Source organism: Baekduia sp. (assembly GCF_035318805.1).
GTDB lineage: Bacteria > Actinomycetota > Thermoleophilia > Solirubrobacterales > Solirubrobacteraceae > Baekduia.
Genome location: NZ_DATHDY010000018.1, coordinates 40,250 through 58,652, shown reverse-complemented (window position 1 = coordinate 58,652; position 18,403 = coordinate 40,250). Strand labels below are relative to the sequence as shown.

At 67.9% G+C, this 18,403-nt stretch carries 15 protein-coding genes; 7 read left to right on the top strand and 8 right to left on the bottom strand.

The genetic code is table 11. The annotated features are described in order from the left end of the window. Positions 1–18: 18 nt before the first annotated feature. A complete protein-coding gene (locus tag VK501_RS04535) occupies positions 19–2,178 on the bottom strand; it encodes a hypothetical protein (RefSeq protein ID WP_324335086.1) in 2,160 nt (719 codons plus the stop codon). Positions 2,179–2,338: 160 nt separating this feature from the next. Here VK501_RS04535 and VK501_RS04530 point away from each other — a divergent pair, with 160 nt between their 5' ends. Continuing rightward, positions 2,339–3,265, top strand: a complete 927-nt coding sequence (locus VK501_RS04530; RefSeq protein ID WP_324335084.1) for a hypothetical protein — start codon at positions 2,339–2,341, stop codon at positions 3,263–3,265. Positions 3,266–3,428: 163 nt separating this feature from the next. Here the strand turns inward: VK501_RS04530 and VK501_RS04525 are convergent, their stop codons facing one another. Then, a complete protein-coding gene (locus VK501_RS04525) occupies positions 3,429–4,460 on the bottom strand; it encodes a TIGR02391 family protein (protein ID WP_324335082.1) in 1,032 nt (343 codons plus the stop codon). 349 nt (positions 4,461–4,809) lie between these two features. Between VK501_RS04525 and VK501_RS04520 the strand changes: the two genes are divergently transcribed. After that, the gene (locus tag VK501_RS04520; protein WP_324335080.1) at positions 4,810–6,054 is read left to right on the top strand and encodes a hypothetical protein; all 1,245 of its coding nucleotides are present in this window, start codon (positions 4,810–4,812) and stop codon (positions 6,052–6,054) included. 126 nt (positions 6,055–6,180) lie between these two features. On the opposite strand, the gene VK501_RS04515 is transcribed toward VK501_RS04520, so the two are convergent. Beyond that, positions 6,181–7,104 carry a tyrosine-type recombinase/integrase gene (locus tag VK501_RS04515; protein ID WP_324335079.1) on the bottom strand — a complete coding sequence of 308 codons (924 nt, stop codon included), beginning with the start codon at positions 7,102–7,104 and terminating at the stop codon, positions 6,181–6,183. A 541-nt stretch (positions 7,105–7,645) separates the two neighbouring features. Here VK501_RS04515 and VK501_RS04510 point away from each other — a divergent pair. The 4 genes from VK501_RS04510 to VK501_RS04495 all read left to right on the top strand — a co-directional run bounded on the left by VK501_RS04510 (position 7,646) and on the right by VK501_RS04495 (position 12,431). Continuing rightward, positions 7,646–9,220 (top strand): hypothetical protein, encoded by a 1,575-nt coding sequence (locus VK501_RS04510; protein WP_324335077.1) that lies wholly within the window; start codon positions 7,646–7,648, stop codon positions 9,218–9,220. 11 nt (positions 9,221–9,231) lie between these two features. Next, positions 9,232–10,236 (top strand): hypothetical protein, encoded by a 1,005-nt coding sequence (locus VK501_RS04505; protein ID WP_324335074.1) that lies wholly within the window; start codon positions 9,232–9,234, stop codon positions 10,234–10,236. Positions 10,237–10,455: 219 nt separating this feature from the next. After that, on the top strand, positions 10,456–11,313 hold the full coding sequence (locus tag VK501_RS04500) for a hypothetical protein (protein ID WP_324335072.1): 858 nt from the start codon (positions 10,456–10,458) through the stop codon (positions 11,311–11,313). Then, complete coding sequence (locus tag VK501_RS04495; protein WP_324335070.1) at positions 11,310–12,431, top strand: Dyp-type peroxidase; 1,122 nt, start codon at positions 11,310–11,312, stop codon at positions 12,429–12,431. Before VK501_RS04500 ends, VK501_RS04495 begins: the two co-directional genes overlap by 4 nt. Positions 12,432–12,464: 33 nt before the next feature. Here the strand turns inward: VK501_RS04495 and VK501_RS04490 are convergent, their stop codons facing one another. The 5 genes from VK501_RS04490 to VK501_RS04470 all read right to left on the bottom strand — a co-directional run bounded on the left by VK501_RS04490 (position 12,465) and on the right by VK501_RS04470 (position 17,844). Next, positions 12,465–13,865 (bottom strand): nucleotidyl transferase AbiEii/AbiGii toxin family protein, encoded by a 1,401-nt coding sequence (locus tag VK501_RS04490; protein WP_324335068.1) that lies wholly within the window; start codon positions 13,863–13,865, stop codon positions 12,465–12,467. Then, complete coding sequence (locus VK501_RS04485; RefSeq protein WP_324335067.1) at positions 13,862–14,632, bottom strand: type IV toxin-antitoxin system AbiEi family antitoxin domain-containing protein; 771 nt, start codon at positions 14,630–14,632, stop codon at positions 13,862–13,864. Before VK501_RS04485 ends, VK501_RS04490 begins: the two co-directional genes overlap by 4 nt. Before the next feature lie 522 nt (positions 14,633–15,154). After that, positions 15,155–15,505, bottom strand: coding sequence for a tyrosine-type recombinase/integrase (locus tag VK501_RS04480; protein WP_324335065.1), 351 nt, complete (start codon positions 15,503–15,505; stop codon positions 15,155–15,157). A gap of 1,012 nt (positions 15,506–16,517) precedes the next feature. Beyond that, entirely contained in the window at positions 16,518–17,087 is a 570-nt protein-coding gene (locus VK501_RS04475) for a sugar O-acetyltransferase (protein WP_324335063.1), read from the bottom strand. Between the two features lie 199 nt (positions 17,088–17,286). Then, complete coding sequence (locus tag VK501_RS04470; RefSeq protein ID WP_324335061.1) at positions 17,287–17,844, bottom strand: dihydrofolate reductase family protein; 558 nt, start codon at positions 17,842–17,844, stop codon at positions 17,287–17,289. A gap of 261 nt (positions 17,845–18,105) precedes the next feature. Between VK501_RS04470 and VK501_RS04465 the strand changes: the two genes are divergently transcribed. After that, positions 18,106–18,390: a DUF4242 domain-containing protein gene (locus VK501_RS04465; RefSeq protein ID WP_324335059.1), complete on the top strand. Its 285-nt coding sequence runs from the start codon at positions 18,106–18,108 to the stop codon at positions 18,388–18,390. The last annotated feature ends 13 nt before the right edge of the window (positions 18,391–18,403 follow it).

The window sequence follows — 18,403 nt, the reverse complement described above, 5'->3', positions numbered from 1 at the left end:
CGGCAGCCGGTTGCCAGACTAGGCGAAGTCTGGCCGCTCGCCGATGGTGAGCATGTCGGAACGCTGCAGGACAAGGCCGTCGCGTCGTTCGATTGCTCGGCGAGTCTCGGCAGCGAACTCCCCGGCCATAGCGGCGACGACTGGTCGAGCGCCGACGCGGTCGGTGAAGCGCAGCAGCGTGCGAAGTTGGGGCCTGCCCAGTCCGCGGGCGTCGAGCTTGCATTCCGCAGCGTGCACCGTTGTGCCATCGCTGGTTAGCAGGTCAATGTCGAACGGGTTCTGGTCTGCCTCACGGAACAGCATCCCCGGCCACGCATAGTCCGGTCGGCCAAAGCGAGACGGGTCACGAAGTGCACGCAGGGCCAGGACGACGGGGAGCACGTGCTGGTCCATGACGCGGGCCATCAGTCCGTCGACCCGGTAGGCAAGCGGCGCCTCACCCCCGTCGCGCGCCATCACAGGCAGGACCTGATCGTGCCCGCACGCGCGGCACCGCACGCGCTCGTCGAGCTCGCGCAGTGCGAGAAACGTGGGGAACCGGCACTGTGGACAGGCCACGTTGCGGCCGCGGTGCACGAACCCCACTTCGACGAGTGGACCCAGCGCCGCAACGACCTGCTGCACTTTGCGGGCGGTCGCGCTCGCGAGCTGCGCGGCGGTCTTGCTCGGGAGCTCCATGAGCAATTCGTCCTCGCGCAACGTCTCGGCCAGGTCTGTTGCCAGGTCGGCCTCTCGCTGTCGGGTCGCAAAGCGCTTGGCGAGCCGCTTGACCAGCTGATCTCGGGAGAGCGGAGCCAGGTGGGCCAGCACTTCGATGCGTGTCTCATCGACTAGCGCGTCAAGGCGGTCAAGATCACCGAGGCGCTGCAGCAGCGCTCGAGCGTCCTTTCCTGCGCGAGGCTCCTCGGGCCCGTACCCGTGGTCGGTGGCCCAGTCGCGCAATGCGGTGTCGCTGTCCGGAAGCGAGACGGCCAGCGACCACGGCGACGCTGACCCCATGTTGATCCCCAAGCCCCTGGGGTGAGCGAAGCTCCCATGCATCATGCGCGTGGCGGCCGTCGGCGTGATCGGCAACGGGACCGGCATCGTCTGAATCACGAGGCTGGCGCCGCCACCGGGCCGGTAGCCTCGCGGCTTCGGTAGCTGAGCATCCCCGCGCCCGTCCTTCACATACAACTCACCGTCGTGACGGACACCTCTGATGAACCGACCCTTCACTACCGGCCTCCGCGGGAGCCACGTGGGCGGCTCGTCCTCGGTCACCTCCGCGTGAGACTGAAGCCTGTCGACCGCCGCGCGCTCGATGCCCAGGGTGGCCAGCGCAGCGTCGACCACCGGTTCACGCCGCGCCGCAACCTTGACGAGGAACGTCGGTCGCCGTGCCGGGCCCGTGCTCGCTTCGCTCCAGACGCGAAGCGCCTCGAGACTCTCAGGTGCCAGCAGCGCCTCCCGCGGAACGCCGATAACTGAGGCGAACCGGTTGTTGGCGTCGGCGGCGGTTCGAAAGTTCCAGAACGCAACTAGCTCGTCAAACGATCCGGTCTCGAAGATCCAGAGATACGGCCACGGTTCTCCGTCCCACCGTCCAAGCACCGGCATGGAAATCTGAGACACCAGCAGCGGCGACACCATGTTGAAGCCCAACTGGCCGCCTAGCAGCGCCATGAAGGCGAGATCGCCATCCACCGCTCCGACATCGAAGCGGTCAGCCCATTCATCTTCGTGCTCGACTACACCCCAGGACACCTCGGCAACGCGCTGCAACGCAGCAGATGCGAACCTCGGAATCGTCATAGCGTGCCGGAGGTTTTCCTGTGCCGGAGCGTCGATCAGCTCGGCTGGATGCAAAGCGCGAAAGCCGAAGCCGCTGCCCCACTCGACGGGGCTCAGAGCCGCCTGGGTCTCGACGAGCGCCGCTCTTGTGTCTGCCCCGAGGGACGGGTGCAACCATGTGAGGTCGAGCGCTCGCGAATCCACAAGCGGCTTCCAGTTCCCCCGGAGTCGGCCGCGTTGATCGCAAGTCAGGATGAGCGCTCCGGATCCATTCCAGACGCGCGAGCAGACGCGGATGACATCCGTCAACGCTTCCCAATCTCCATGCGGAACGACGAAGGCCCATTCGGGACCATGGGCGTAGAACCCGAGTCGGTGGTAGCCGTTGAGGTGCGAGTCGAGCACGATCGGCGACCTTAGCCATCCCCAGCCACGAACGACAGACGGCGCCTGACGTTATCTCGCACGTCCGCGAACATCTCGACCGGCTCTCCGATGTCAGAGACAGGGCTTCGAGCCTTGTCGCGATGCCCGTGACCGCCTGGCGCGGGACTACACTTTCTCCGTGGTTCACCGCATCTTCAAGCTGCTGGACTCGCGGTTCCTGTCGCGGGTCGGAAACGCGGAGATCTTGCTGCGGCTGGCCGGGCTCCTGGGTTTACTGGCCTTAGGGGTGCTGGCGACGATCGCTCCGATCCTCACCTCACAATGGTGGCCTTTCGCCGTTTGGCTCACCGCGTCGGTCGTCATTCTGTTGGGTTGGCGTCAGGTGACCTCAGCGCGCCGCGCCGACCAGCAGTTCGCCGCACAGCCCCTACCCGAGCGGCAGACCCTCACCCGCTTGATCCGGTTAGGGACGGAGATCATGAGCGAGGCGAACATGGAAGCGAGCCAGGCCGCGGCCAGCTTGGGCGCACCGAGCGACGAGCAGGCTCGGAAGGGTCTAGATGCCGTCCGCGACCGTGAGGCCGAATGGACCAACGCCGTGGAGAACTTCCTCGCCAACCGTCCAGAGCTCGATCGGTTTTGCGAGGCGCACGGATTCCCGGCACCGGGCTTCTATGCGGTCCACAACCGTGTCAAGGCGCGCCTGAGGGTGCTCCGCGAGATCGCACATGAGCTTGAGCGCCCAGGGCAGTCCACCCCGTCCGAGCGGCTGAATGCAGCACTGAGCGACGGCATCGTACCGCGCACGAGAGTGACGCTTCGTCCCGACGAGGGACCGCCGTTCGACGAGGACCCGCTCTTTTGCTGGGCGAAGCGCACGCATGATCTCCTGCGGAAGCACTTCCCCGGATACGCTGACGACTTCTTCGGTGAGGACTTCACGCTTGGGCCGGCATACTTCGGTATGGGGTTCACGACGAAGCTTGAGGATCTCGGGCGTGCCGGATACCTAGAGGGACAGATCGCTCTGCTCAAGCAGATCGCGCTGCAGGCGCCACGTGCGATCCCCGACTCGACGACCGGCTCCGTCCCCCAGCTTCGGTAGGCCCGTGGCGGACCCTGGAGCCCCCACCGAACCATCGGCCGGTTCGCTGCCAGGTGTCACACGGGAGACGCAGGCACCCGACCGGCCCGTCCGTACGGAGTCGAAGCCGCGGGTACCCGGCCTTCACTGCCGTCGGCTGGACTCGCTTTGACTCTCGCTGAGATCACCCATCCTGCTCAACGATGAGAGTCGCGTGCTCAAGTCGGCGGGCGACGAAGCTCAGGATGGCTAGTTGCTCCATCGTCTCCGCCGGGCCGGGATCCACGAGGCGATGGGCGGTGGGGTTGCGGATAGCCGCGATGATGCCCTGGGCCAGCAGATGGACGCCGCGCTGGACGTTGGCGCCACTTGCTGTCTCCAGGTCACCGACACTGAGCCGCGGTCGCTTTGGAGTGAAGGCGAGGTTCATCAGATGTTCCCCGTCGGCGTCGGGGAGACCGGCCCGTTCACGGACAGCGTCCTGCAGTGCTACGCCCGCACGCTCGACGGCCTCACGGCGATGATCGCCAGCTAGTAGCTCGGCTGCGGCGGACGCGATGAGTGGGTGCAGATGATCGGTGACGTAGGCCGCTCGTTCTGGCCGTTGGAGGTCGGCGAGCGAGGCGTTACTGGATGACTGGGCTGGTTGCCAGCGTCCTATCGTCGTCCCGTCGAGATCTGGCCACCATGCGTCGGCTTGGGCTTCCAGGTAGTTCTCCAACGTGCTCGCGTCGGCGACCTCGAAGATCACTGCCTCGCTCAGACCGAAGCGCATCGTGCCTAGCTCGCCGCCCTGCGCCAGCAGCGCCCAACTCTCCATGCGGCACAGCTCCTCGAGCCGCCGGGCGTCAGCCGGCTCGATAGCCAACAAATCGACGAACTCCTGAGAGCTGACGACGGCTTCTTCGTCGGGTGTGCCATAGCGGCGGACTGCCTCGGCGAGCACCAGCACGAATTGATCACATAGAGAGCGGGCGTCGGCTAGGTAGGCGAGCCCGCGAACGGTGAGCATCAACTGCTGATGCTGCGGATCGAACCGCCCGAGCGCTGGCGGCATGTCTCGCCCCGTCTGCTCGAGGTCCATCCGCACCCCCGTGCCGAACAGCCGTCGCGTCAGCTTCGGCGCCTCAGGCCAGCTGGCGTCCACGGCGAACTCACGCCAGATCGTCTCGAGGAACGCGAGGTGTGCCGCCGCCCACTCGTCGAGCTCGGCCACCGTCTCTGCTGCACGCTGCGACATCATCGCTGCAGTGTGACGCCGGCCCGGGGTTGAGACTGAGCGATCTGGCCTGGCGACCCGGCACTTGATTGATCTCTCGCCCTTCCCACGGAGGGCGAGGCAGTTGGCCACCGCGCCGGAGGAGGGGTCCAGCGCCGAAGGAGCGGTCCTGCGCCGGAGGAGCGGTCCAGCGCGCGGCTGACGGCGACCGGGCCGGCGGGCTCGTTGACGAAGCGGATGTAGGTGAGGACGAGGTCGTCGAGTTGGCCGGGCGCAGGGGGACCGGTCAGCGGTGCGGCGGGGGGGTGGTTCGTCGTCGAGGCGCTCGACCTGCTCGAGTACGGTCATGCTCGTCCCTTCCGATGACGTGTCTGCTCGGATCCTGCCGCTCAAGCCGTCAGACTTGGCGGACGACGTCACGCGCGCCGTGGCTGCGCTCGGCGGCGAGGCCCAACGGGTGGACATCATCGATCGAGCGCTCGAGGTAGGCGGCTGGACCAACGAAGAGCGCGCGGTCGTGTCCCGGTATGTCAAGCCGTCGCGGACTTACCACCTCCGCACGCTTGCCGACTATGCGGTCACGACGTGCAAGGAGCGAGGCAACCTCGTCGAGGTCGACGGCAAGGGACGATGGCGGCTAGCTGGTCCGCTCGGCGTCGCTTCACACCCGCACGGGCGCGTGTTCACGGCTGGGGTAGGGCTCGGCACCGAGCCGGTCGGCGACGATTGGAACGCCGCCGATTCCCAGCACCTCTGGTTCACCCAGCGGTCGTTGACGCTGAGTCGTGGCGACCACGTCTTCGCCCTCGGCGCCGGGCGCAAGAGTGTCGTTCTTGGTCTGTTCGAGGTGACCTCGGGCGGAACGGAGCGTACGCCTGTCAACCCTTGGGACCCAACGCGCTGGCCGTGGGCAATCGCGGTCCGGCCGTTGGCCGCAGTTCCGCCGCCGATCGCGCACGCGGTGCCCGGCCTCACCGCGCCCCGGGGCACCGCTAACGCCGTCGGTGAGAAGGCGACGCGCGATGCGCTGTACGCCGTCGTTAGGGAGTTCGCGGTGGCTGATGAGGGCGGAGCCTTCGGCGGTAGCCGCGATCCACGTGTGGTCGCGCGGCGCGCGCGACCGTTCGATCTCTCGCGAGCGCCGGCGACGTCAGCATCTGGGTTCGGTGGCGATGACTCCGAGGCGCGGGCGCTTCGAGAGAAGGCGCAACAAGGACACCATCAACTCCTGGCGCATCTCCACACGGCCTTGGACCGTCGAGGATGGAGCGCGCTCGAGGAGATTCCCGCCGCGATCGATCTACGCGGACAAAGCCCGGTCGGCGAGAGCGTGATCTTCGAGGCCAAGACCATCAACGAAAGCAACGAGACGTCTCAGTGCCGTGGCGCGCTCGCCCAGCTCCTCGAGTACCGCCTTGAGTACGGCCAGCCAGACGACCGACTAGTGGTGGTCGTCGACAACGAGGTCGGTTCCCGTCGATCAGACATCCTCGAGCGGCTGGGTGTCGCCGTCGTATTGGCGACCCCGGAGGGCTTGGCCGCCCTGAACCAGACCGGACAGGCAGTTCTCGAGCACCGCCCGGTCAGCTAGAAGCACCGGGTCAGTTTTTGGGTGAACGTCGCCGGCAGACGCTGTTCCAAGTCGATGATGTCAACGTGGGAACCTGCGCCTTGGACGAACTCGCCGATCGATTGGTCCAAGGACCCGAAACGCTCCTCAAAGAGCTCCCGCACGGCCGGCGCCCGATCCAGCCCCCATCCGGCCTTTGCCTTTGTCCGGGTCAAGAAGCGGATGGGCCGCGGCCCAAGGACGTACAGCTCCGCAATGCGACCAGATCGGTCTGCGGCGAGGTAGTCCTTGAAGGCCTGGCGTTGACGCATGGCGTTCCCTCGCGGCGCCCAGTCGGCAAGCTTGAACTCCGCAATGTGCGCGTACATGGATGGTCGCCGCGCCGAAGTCGACGTTCTCCCAAAGCAGACCCAACAGCTCCGAGATACGCATCCCGGTGAACAACGCCGTCGCGACCAACGGTCGATACTGGTCGGCGGTACAGGCCAGCAACCGGACGACTTCCTCACGACCCAGCACCCGTTGGCGCCGAGGCTGGGGATGCGGTCGCTCGTCTGCTTCGAGCTTGGCGATCGGGTCGTCGACGATCCACCCGTGGCGCTTGGCGAAGCGCAGGGCGCTGTGCAGCATCGCGAGCGCGTTGCCAGTCGGCCTCTCCGAACAGCCAGCCACCCGCATGCTGTCGATCACGTCGCAGGTGTCATCGACGGTGATCGCCGACACCCTGCGGCGGCCGAGACGCGGGAGTAGGTGCCGGTCGAGGTAGTAGCGATGAGCTTCCAAAGTGCGCGACCGGCGTAGGTCGGCAGCGACGCGCGTCTCGTAGCGCACCAGCCAGCGATCGACGACCGTGCTGAGACGGAGGCTCGTCGCGACCGGGACCTCCCCTCGCTTGGCAGCCTGCATCAGCGCCTCGCGTTGACCGCGGGCCTCCTTTAAGTCGAGGCCCACGACGCGAAATCTCGGCTTGCCGGCGACCATGAAGCAGACCATGTACTTGCCATTGGGTATTTCGTAGATCCCGCGCTCGACCCGACGACGACCGGGCCGCGCCTTCACGTTGGTGGACATACCGCTCTCCCTTCTTCGGTGACCACTTGTCGAAGGGGATGCTCGCTGAGTCCACGACCGGGCATGCGCGCATCGCGGCTACGCCCTCGCCGCCTTGGAGGCTACGCGCGGTCGTGTGCGAGGGTCCGCGATTGCAGCGGTCACCACCGTCGGCCAACAGGGATTCCTCGTCGACTTCGGTCTTGCCGCCCAGCGATAGACCGAATGCACGGGCGGAAGGATGTTGACGCAGGACGCATGATCGCGACGGCGATGTCGCGCGCTGAGTCGGCGGAGCAGGTGACGAGGTTGACAACGCTGCCGGTCGGCGAGGTATAGGCCATCCGTCTGCGATCCATCACTGATTGATGAATAGGACGTTTGACGCGCTTCTGTGCCGCTTGACGAGCTACTCGCTTATCGCGCCGAGCACACCGCCGGCCTCCCACGCGCTGACATTACGATCGTGCGCGAGAAAATTTCCCCATCGATAACTAAATGCGCATAAGCTGACGCCGCATCTCGCGCTCGGCGAGGCACGAGGCGATAAAGGAGTACGGACGTGAGCGGGACCGTGACGGACACCAGCTGTGGAGTGTTCTTTGGCCTCGGAGGCCTCGACCCCGACGCGATCAACCGCTTCATCGTGGGAGAGGACACCGAGCCGCGGACCCTCACGACGACGGAGGCGACGGCCGAGTTGGGCGATCCGTTCGCGACGCTCGTGCTGCTGAAGGGGACCCTTCCGCGCACGGGCGAGGCGGTGATGGCGGCACTAAAGGCCGCCGCGCCGGCCGGCGACCCGCTCGGCGCCGATGTCCAGCCGTTCGTGCTCGGCGAGGGCAGTCAGCTGCCGTCCGGGGCCTCTGCCGACCGCGACATGCGCTTCGTCGTAGCAACCGGCGGCGCCGGGCCCGACGGGCCTGACGTGATCATCAGCGTGTTCGATCCAGCCGGCGGCGACGTCGAGCTGATGGCATGGGACCGCGTACGGGGCGGGTTCAACTACTACCGCACCGTCGGGGACGAGGCTGCGTGGGTGCATGCGGGCAACTCGCGCCACGCACTGGCCGACCCGACCCAGGGCAAGGGCCCGTTCGAGAGCCATGCCAGCGGGACGATGCTTATGAAGGAGCTGCGGATCCCCTGGAACAACTGGAAGTCGTTCGAGGCTGACATCGACGGCACGATTGTGTTCGGCGCGGGCGATCCGCGGCGCGACCACCCGTGGTTCACCGGCGCCCAGGGCGCCGAGAACTGTGAGGTCAACGTCGCGATACCCGCCATCGAGCGTTGGGGCCGCGCGCGCTTCGACCAGATCCTCGCCGACGGCGGCACCGTCGCGGACCCCGGTCGCATCCTGCTGCAGGTGCTCGACACGCCGACGGTCAACCTCGTCTCCAGCCGCGCCGAGAGCCAGGACCCGGGTACCGGCGGCGTGACGCTTCCAGCGAGCTTCTTTGTCAGTGAGGAGGCGCTCGCCAATGCGGTCGGTCTCCAGGGACCGCCTGCGTTCACCGTCCCGACAGACATCTACAAGGAGAGCTTGAGGAGGTTCGAGTTCGCCCTCGACGACGGCAACCGCTTTCACCAGGCGGGCGACACGCACTTCGCCTTCTTCGTCCCCGAGCGCGCGCTCGAGGACGATGTCGCGCTTCGCGAGGCGCTGCGGATCGGTCTGCTAACGCCGCGCCTGGCGGCCGCGCTGTTGATGGTGGACTTCCCAAACCCGATCTACTCCGACCGCCGCCGCAGGCTGTTGGACCACGTGCCCACGCAGGCTGTTGTCGCGGGTGGGGCGAGCACGTTCTCACAGGACATGGCCAACGCGATCCTCGGCGCCGCGCCGGGTACGCCCGAGGGCAGTCCCGAGCGCGAGTTCGCCGACCGCTGGGCGGTCGGCGAGGTCTTTACCGCTCCGTTCAATACGTTGTTGGTGTCCTACTACGCGGCGGTCGTCGGGCGGGTGACAACGCAGGATGGCTTCGACGCCTACATGCGCCTGGCCGAGACCCGCCGGCGCCGAGCGAAGGTGGCAACGCCGATCGTCCGCGAGTTCCCGCTGCTGTTCCCCCGCACAAACGTCCCCGACGCTGCGCGCAGCATGCGTCTCGACGGGACCGTTCTCGAAGCCTGACGGAGGCACCCATGGCCAAGCTCACCACGTTCAGCCCGCCAGCCGGCCCGGACGACCTGTCCGCAGACGCGCGCAAGCAGTGGAGCCCTCGCGTGTCGGGCCTCTTTCAAGAGGTCCAGGACGGGTCTGGCCCGCTGCCGCAGTTCTACGACCCCACCGAGAAGTCCACGGCATCGGACGCGACGAGCGCTGTCGTCCCCTGGCCGGCGTTCCCGGGGACGCTGGACCAGCAGGGTGGCACGGACGAGCAGCGCTGGCAGGCCGCCGACGACCGCGAGGCGCAGGACGAGTACTGCGAGTGGGCGGTCACACGTGACGACGCCGGGCGCGTGATCCGCGTCACATTTACGACCGAGACGCCGGACTACTATGACCACTTGCTGCAAGCCGACACGGCGCGGTTCGAGCAGCTCTACGCGGAGTTGGCCGGCCGTCCGATCGACCTCGCCCGAGTACGCGGTCAGGACGGCAACCTCAACCCGCTCAACCCCTTCAACCGGGCCGGCGACGGCACGATCGTCCACCTCTCTCAGGGCAGTAACACCCTCGGCGCCGCGGTCACGCTCGCGGGGCAGGCGACGGTCGTGCGCGTGGACGACGATGGCCACCGCGTGACCAATAAGAAGCAGCTGGTGCGCTGCGGACAATTGGGTGGGCCCGATCGCAACAGCGACCCGCAGATCGCGATGGCCATCAACAACCAGGCGGCGGATGGCGCCGAAGTCTCGCTGGCCGATCCGCCCGGCCTGTTCTTGGGGGACTTCCTGAGCGCGGGGCTCCAGACGCCTGACCACGCCGACGCCAAGCAGTTCTGGACGGTGACGCGCGGCACCGCGGAGCGGTCGGTGCGGGCGGTCTTCGAAGTGCCGAAGGAGCGGGGCTACGTGGTGGGCGACATCGTCAAGCAGGGCCACAAGATCACCACGGGCGGGCAGTTGGCCGAGCACGTGCGAGTGCGCATCGTCGCTGCGGTGCTGCCGGGCACGGTAGAGCCGATCACCAAGCCGTGTAGATAGGGCATGGAAGCGCCGGGACGGCTCGACGAGCTGGGCGCGGCCGGGCGCGCGGCGTGGGACGCGGTTGTCGCCGACACGCTCAAGCGCGGCGTCGAGGCGCACGTCCCGCAAGGGCTGACCACCGATCCGGCCGTCGCGACCGAGATCCGGGCCCCCGATTGGCCGTCGTTCCCTGCACGGATCGCAGCCGAACTAGGGACCGGCGAGGCGCTGGTCCAGATGGACCTCCCGGAGGGGCGACTGCGTCACCAGGAGGAGTACTTGGAGTGGCGCGTGGTGAGGGAGGGCGACGCCATCTGCCGGATCGAGCTGACGACCGAGCTGCGGGAGTACTGGCAGGTGCTGGCCGCACACGAGCCGGATCGCTCGCGGGCGCTGATCGCCGGGTTCGCGGGCATCGACGAGGTGGCGCCTGAGCACGTGTACGGTGCGCTGGGGGACCCGTCTGCCGCGACTGCAGAGGCGCGGGCGGCGGCGTTCGCGCGGACGATGCTGCCCGTTGAGGACGCCGCGCCGGTCAGCCCCTACAACAACGGGACCGACGCCGTTTGCTGCTTGATCCACCGCGACAACACGCTGGCCGCGCTGGTCAACCTGGTACTCAGCGCGGCCCGCCCGCTGCTGGTTGAGGACGCCCTTACCGGGCGTACGCGCTACCCGTCGGGCTCGGAGGCGATCCGGGAGCTGCACGCGAGCGCCACCGATGGCCGCAACAGTGATCCGCTGGTCGTCGAGCGCGTAACGCGGTTGGCAACGGAGCGGCGGGCGATCGGCATCGACGACCCGGTCGGCATTGTGATCCACAGCGTCGAGCACCATGCACTCGCTCAGCCCGACGGCACCGACATCCCGGCGTCGTGGTTCGAGTTCGGTCGCGGCGTGACCGCAGAAGACGCGCCCGACGGCCTACCGCGTCACCAGCGCCTGACGTTCGCGCTTCCGCCCGACGCCGACTTCGCGCTGAGTGATCTCGTCGTGCGGCGCACTGGCGAGCGGTTGCGCCATGGCGGGCAGCTCGCCGCGCTGGTCCAGCTGACCGTCTACCTGCGCACGGGCCTGCCGGGAAGCGCGCCGTGACTTTGCAGGAGGGCATCTATCTCGAGCGCGATGTCCCGCCGCCGCCCGCCTGGCGAGTGGTTTTCCTCGACCTCGACGAGGGGGCGCCGCGCGGCGCCGCGCACGACGCACTCGCCCGGGTGACGGAGATGCTCCGCGACCTCCAGCAGGGTCGCATGCGCGACCTCGCCGGCCACGCGACCGTCCCTGCCAACACGTTCACGTTCCTGCTCGGCTACGGCGCGTCGTTCTTCACCACATGGATCACCGCCACGCGGCCACGCCACCTCGTCGCGCTGCGCCGCGACGGCCCGGCGTTCCCGTCGCTGACCTGGAACGGAGAGAGCCCCACTGGACACGGCGGCGAGAGCGACCTGCTCGTGCAGCTGACGGGCATCAGCCGGCAAGCAGTCGACCGGGCGGCGGTCGAGATCACCAAGCTGATCGGCGACGTCCTCCTGCCGCTGCACGCCGTCGGCACCTACGACGGGTTCCAGCGCGACGACGGCCGCAGCTGGATCGGCTTTCACGATGGCGTCAGCAACATCGAGCCCAGCCAGCGGCTCGCCGCCGTCTCCTGCCCAGGCGATCCGGACTGGAATCGCGGCGGGACGTACCTAGCGTTCCTGCGCCTGCAAGTCGACCTAGGCGCCTGGCGCGCGCTCGGCGTCGCCGAACAGGAGGCGATCGTCGGCCGCGCCAAACTGACCGGCTGCCCGCTGGGCAGCGGTCTAGACCACCCGCCCGGCGACGACGCGTCCTGGGCAGACCGCGACGCGTTCTTCAACCCGCCCGAGACGGGCGAACCCGTGATCGAGATGTCGCACATCCATCGCGTAAACCAGAACCGCGCGGCCGGTTCCACCCACGCGGGTCACCGGATTTTCCGCCAGGGCTACGAGTACCTGGAGGACATCACTGCCGACGGCGCGCGGCTCGGACTGAACTTCGTCAGTTTCCAGAACGATCTCGAGCAGCTCCAGCAGGTGCTCGGACTAGCGGGGTGGCTCGGCGACGTCAACTTCGGCGGGCCGGGAGGTCCGTCGGCGATCCAGCTGATGAGCCTGCGCGCGGGCGGATTCTACGTCGTGCCCCCGCGCGCCGATCCATTCCCTGGCGCCTCGCTGCTGGCCTACTAGGGCTCTCGAGGATGCGGGAATGGAGCAGCGTCGCTACCAACGCGTGTCGACGAGGTAGCCGGTTCGGCCCTGTCCCGGGCATCGAGTCCCGTACGGATTCTTGTGGGCGTTGAGCTTCCGGCTATGGGTCGTGCGGTCAAAGCGCTTGCCGCAGAGGGGGCACTCGATCACGTAGACGGGGCCAGTTCGGGTCGTTCGTCGATGACGTGGAGCACGGGTCGCCGTCGTCGATCGGCGCGTCGATGGCGGCGCGGCGAGTGGGCCTGCTGAGCTGAACTCGACGGCGTAGGTCGGCGTGAACGGGACGCTCGTCGCGTGCGCGCTTTGGATCCGGTCGACGCGATAGGACCTGTGCTCCCCCGACTCATGCCGAAGCGCATGCAGGACGAGGTTCCCGTCACGGGTGCGGCGCAGGGAGTACGGCTCGATGAGGCGCGTGCTCCCTTGGTAGCCGAGCTCGACACAGAGATGGTTGACGGCTGCGAAGCGGATCTCTTCGAGCGGGATGTCGGTTCCCCAGACGCCAACCGTTGGGGGCGGGGTCCAGAGCACGTCCTCGTTAGCAGCGGTGCCGAGCGGCGCTAGCGCCGGCGCGATCTCGGCACCGTCCAGCCAGCGGAAGAGGTCGCCCAAGGCGTCCCAGAACTGCTCGAACGGCGGCAGCGCCGGTAGCTGGTGACCGAGCATGTTCTCCCACTCGGACTCAAGCTCGGGCACGAGGCCGGAGGCGTCGATGCTTGCGAGCGTCGGGACGCCGATGCCCTTGTGCGCGCACTTCTCGACGAGGATCGCGTGGATGTCGTCTCTTCGGATGCGCAGGTCGTCGCGCCGGTAGAGATTGACGATGTCGTAGAGGTCTCGTGGTCGGGATCGCTCGCCCATCGCGCGGAGCTTCTCGGCGAAGACCTCCTCGAAGGCGTAGCAGGCGACATCGGCCGGTTCGGGCAGCGATTCGTCGGGCGCATACGGATGTGCGATCGGCCGCCGTTCCGGCTCGCGCGCAAGGAGCTCAGTGGCGGAGAGGTCGAGCTTGACCGAGGCGACCGCCGGCGCCGCGAGCGGTCCGCGATAGTAGACGCGACCCTCGACCGATCCTGGCTGCCTGCGCGCCTTGAGCGTCGGCTGCCGATCCGAAAAGTCGATGCCCGACCCATCGGACACGCTGGCGAGCACCTCGGCGAGCAGGGGTGCCACGTCGGCCGGGTCGATGGGACCGCCGTCGATGATCGTGAAATCGAGATCCTCGGAAAAGCGGTAGGTCTCGATGTAGCACTTCTTCAGGCAGGTGCCGCCTTTGAAGATCCATGACCGGCCGAGCACCGGATGGCCGCCGATGCCCCACAGCAACCAGCCCAGCACGTAGTCCTTCTCGACGACGCCATGCCGCAAGCCCCACTCGCGCACGCGCTGGTCGATCGCGGCGCGCGGGATCATGCGCTGGCCACAGTCCGGATCTGCGCGTTGACGCGGAGGCCCCACCGCTTGGTGATCCGCCCAGCGCTGTCGATCGAGGGATCGAGCTTGGCGAGGCCGGCGCTCCGGCGCGCTAGGGAGGTTTCGATGAGATCGGACGCGTCGCTCCCGAGCGCCTCGAGGAGATAGCCGAGGCGCTTGAACACGGTCCGATTACCCAACTGGTCGGCGTAGCTGATCAGCAGCTTGTCGTCCCGGTGCTCTCCCGAGAGGTACTCATCGAGAATGTCGGCGACGTTTCGGATGCCGCCTCCGATTGACGGATCGTCCAGCACGTCGACGATCGTCCTGGTCGGGTCGGACACGTCGACTCGCTCGCGGCCACGCCAGACCTTGCGTGTGCCGAAGAGCACCTCCGGCCGGCGGGTCACGACCCGGAACTCGGTGCCCTGAACGGCCACCCGAGCGCGACGCTGCGGCGTGGCCGACACGACGAGCACCGAGCGAAACAGCTGCTCCGTCAGACCCCAGTGCTCGCAGGCGCTCCAACCGCCGATGTAGCACGGTGCGAACACGCGAGCGGCCACCAGCCAGGGGTCGGCACGCCAAGCCTCGGGGACCTCGGCCTCGAGCGGAACCACGGTGAACAGGCCTCGGCGTACGCGACTCAACCAGCCCTTCGACGCGAGGTACCCCGCAATACGGGCCGCCTCAGCTCGAGGAACCTCCAGCACCGCAGCGGCGTCCTCCGCCGTGAACGGGCCTGAGAGCGCGCGATGCAATACCACCAGACGCTCCCGATTCCTGGGGCCAAGTCCCTTCAGTCTCGGTACATCAGGCACGCAGACCTCGGCTCAGAAAGTGAGTTTCCGCATAGGAAGTATACCATGATGGTACATCACCACTGTTGCATTCTGCTTGCGAGTCGCGCTTATACAGTTCGGAAGTACCCTAGGCGCAGCCTGCCGAACCTGGCGACCCGCTCTGGCCCCGCGGTCGCGGTTCCGTCAGGCACTGGGCGCCCAGGCACTGGAACGCCGCGAGTGCCTGGAACCCCGAGAATCGGCGGTAATCCGCGGCAATACGCCGCTTCTCAACCGCCGACGAGCACCTCTAAAAGCCCTGCAAATAGGCGATTCTGGGCGCGCAGTCTCCTTGCATCGCACCCAGGAGGTCGGGGGTTCGAGTCCCCCTAGCTCCACTCGCGTTGAAGCCCCGCCGTTGCGGGGTTTCTTCGTTTCCAGAGTGCTGTTGGTGGTCGGCTCGGACGCGCGGTGGGCAACGGAGCGGGAACGGGCTTCGCGGATCGCCTACGCGGCGGGGATCTGGGGCTGGTCTTCGAGCTCGTCGATGACGTGCCGGTACCGCATGAGCGTGAGGCGGGCGTCGTGGCCGAGCTGGCGGGCAACGTAGATGACGCTGCGGGCGTCGTGGCCGAGCTGGCGGGCAACGTAGATGACGCTGTGGCCCTCGTGCAGGAGCAGGCTCGCGAAGCTGTGGCGCAGCGTGTAGGGCGTGGCCTGGTCGATGTCGGCCGCGTTGCGTGCTCGGTCGAAGGAGCGGCGGCGCCAGGACTGGTAGGCCGGCTCGGTCCACGCGCCGCGGCGGTGGTTGGGGAACACGAGCGCGTCCCCGGCGGACGGCCGCAGGCGCGTCGCCACGCGGTGAGATCGGAGCGGAGGGGCGCGAGGAGCCGGACGGTGCGGTGCGCGGTGGTCTTGGTGTCGGCGTCCTCGCCGACGGAGAGCGCGCGCTCGATGAGGAGCGTGTTGTCGCGAATGTCGTCCCACCGGAGCGCGAGCGTCGCCGGGCCGGAGCGCGCGCATCCGCTCGACGGCGGTCGGCGCCAAGCGGCCGGACCTCCTCGCGGCGAGGAAGGCGCGCACGGCGAACGAGCCGGACGGGGTTCGCGGCGATGCGCTCGGCTTCGACGGCGCGTTGGAGGACCGAGCCTAGGAGAGGTCGAGCGCCTGGCGGACCGCCGTGGGCCCGGCGCCGGCGGCGAGCCGGTCGGCCTGCCAGCGCGATCGTCTCGGCACGGATCTCGCGGAGCTGCAGCGGGCCGAGCGTCGGCGCGATGTGATTGTCGTACAGGCTCGCGTAGTGCTTGCGCGTTCGGCGCGAGCGTCACGCCGTGGCTCGGCGCCCAGGTCTGGGTGACGAACTCGTCGAGCGTCTTCCGCCCACCGTCGAGGGAACCAAGAACACCAAGTTCCCTCCGGCGCGAGACCTCGATGTCGAAACGCTCCGCATCGCCCTTGCGGCCGAAGCTGCGCGACCGGTTCCGATCTCCCTCCCGATACGCGGGCGCGGTCCGGTCAGTCTCCAAGTCCACGAGCCGCCGGAGTGCGGCCAGCGCGTCGGGATCAGACGCGATCTGCGACAGGAGCTCGGTCGCGCTCGGACGGTCGAAGGGCACGCATCCTAGTCGACGAGACGGCCCAAACCCCCTCGCCCGATCGCGCCGCCAGGGCCGCATTCAAGCGGGTGCAAGTGTGTGCCTGTCCTGACAGCTCGCTGAATCGGGGGCGACGAAGCGACCGGAACGGTGCGAGTCGATGGGCGCCGAGGTGCTCGATTCGCGTGAACTCATCGCTCCCTCGGAGAACATGGTTCAACCGCCCCGGGTCACATTGCTCGCCAGCCGCGATCCAGAGGCGGGCCACTGGCGCGTCAGGCGCGGTCATCGGCCGCGACAGGTCGAAGGACCTTCGCGGGGACGCCGCCGGCCACCACGCCGGCCGGGACGTCGCTCGTCACCACCGCACCCGCGGCGACGACCGTGTCCTCCCCGACGGTCACACCTTGCAGGACGGTCGCGCCTGCGCACAGCCACACGCCGCGCTCGATGACGATCGGGCCAGCTGTGATGTGACTCCGTCGCCGCGCCGGGTCGATGGGGTGGCCCGAGCTGATGAGGCTGACACGGGGCCCGATGAACACCTCGTCGCCGATGGTGATGCCGCCGATGTCGTTGAGCGTGCAGTTGTGGTTGATGAAGACGTCGCGGCCGACGCGAATGTTGATGCCCTGGTCTGAGTAGACCGGCGGAATCAGCCGGAACGTCGGGTCGGGCTCGCTGTTCGTCAGTTCCGCCCACGCGGCCCGGATCGCGTCCTGATCGGCGTAGGGAAGACGATTCAGCGCCTCTGCCTGGGCGACGGCGCGCGGCACCTGCGCGAAGATCGGACGGGCCTCTGGTGCGCGCACGTCCAACTCCCATTCGCGCGCGCCGGCTTCCACGCGCCCGAGGCTACCCCAGCAACCGACGACGACAGCGCCCGCGCCATCGCACCGACCGACCGATCGCTTCCCCCCGCTTCTGCATCCGCGTGCACGCGAGAGGAGAAGCGGCACGCGTAGTTTCGCCTCGAGGCACGCGACAGAGAGCGATCCGACCGATCTACGCCCGCGTCGCTGCCACTCGCGCGCGGGCTGTCGGTCATCGCTTCGGCACCAGGATCTGCGCGAGGGCTCCGCTTCGGAAGCGTTGCTCATCGACGACCTCGAGCTTGAGGTGCTCGTTGAGGTCCGCGAATGGGCTGCGGCCTGCGCCGATCGCAATCGGGACCGTCGACAGCTGGAACTCGTCGACGAGGCCCAGGCGCGTCAGCGACTTGCCGAAGTCAGGACCACCATGGACCAGGACCGTCCCTTCGTCGTCCCGGGCCTTCAGGTCCGCGATGCCCGCGCTCAGGTCCCCGCCGAAGATCTCGGCCGGTCCCCAATTCGCCTTTTCGAGGGTGTGGGAGAAGACGGCCTTCGGCTTGTCGTTCATCGCCGTGGCGATCGGCCCCGCCGACGCGGCCCAGTGCGGGCCCATGATCTCGTAGCTGCGGCGGCCCATCGCGTGGACGCCGGCCTCCTGGAGCGCCCGGAGGCTTCGCTCGTTCGAGTCGTCGCCAAACCACTCGAACATCCATTCATGGGTCCCGTCGAGGGACGTGGCAAAACCGTCGAGGGACAGGACCATCTTGAGTACTACTTTTCGCTCGCTCATGACGGTAGAGACCTGCCCTCTCGCGTGAACTCATCGCTCGTGGAGGTCGGGGGTTCGAGTCGCGTCGTTCGTCAACACCCTCGGAGGCCGGCTGCTCATCGGCGTGCGTGAAGCTCCTGGGTGGTCCGGGTCCTCGGTGCTGATGGCGTCACGCAATACGGCAACGCCTCGCCCGCACTACGGCAGTCCTGCGGATGACGCCCGCCACAACACGCCGTACGGTCGGTCTCGACACCAACCCCCGACCTCCAGGAGGCCCTTATGCCCACCTACCTCATCGAACGCGAGATCCCCGGCGCGAGCTCCCTCACCGAGGAGGAACTGCGCGGAATCACCGCGACGTCCAACGACGTCGTCGCCGGTCTGAGCCGGCCGTACACGTGGCGGCACAGCTATGTTGCCGGCGACAAGATCTACTGCGTGCACGACGCCGAGAACATCGAGGACGTCCTCGAGCACGCCCGCTGCGGCGGGTTTCCCGCCAATCTCGTCGCCGAGGTCTCGGCGACCTTCGACGCGTCGGGCCCGCGCGACCTGCCCGTCTGAGGCTGACGCGCCC

What these genes read in the sequence shown, in the direction of transcription:
- VK501_RS04520 (WP_324335080.1), top strand. Translation starts at nt 4,810, where the DNA reads ATGCTCGTCCCTTCCGATGACGTGTCTGCTCGGATCCTGCCGCTCAAG.
- VK501_RS04515 (WP_324335079.1), bottom strand. Translation starts at nt 7,104, where the DNA reads ATGTCCACCAACGTGAAGGCGCGGCCCGGTCGTCGTCGGGTCGAGCGC.
- VK501_RS04505 (WP_324335074.1), top strand. Translation starts at nt 9,232, where the DNA reads ATGGCCAAGCTCACCACGTTCAGCCCGCCAGCCGGCCCGGACGACCTG.
- VK501_RS04500 (WP_324335072.1), top strand. Translation starts at nt 10,456, where the DNA reads ATGGACCTCCCGGAGGGGCGACTGCGTCACCAGGAGGAGTACTTGGAG.
- VK501_RS04490 (WP_324335068.1), bottom strand. Translation starts at nt 13,865, where the DNA reads ATGATCCCGCGCGCCGCGATCGACCAGCGCGTGCGCGAGTGGGGCTTG.
- VK501_RS04470 (WP_324335061.1), bottom strand. Translation starts at nt 17,844, where the DNA reads ATGAGCGAGCGAAAAGTAGTACTCAAGATGGTCCTGTCCCTCGACGGT.
- VK501_RS04465 (WP_324335059.1), top strand. Translation starts at nt 18,106, where the DNA reads ATGCCCACCTACCTCATCGAACGCGAGATCCCCGGCGCGAGCTCCCTC.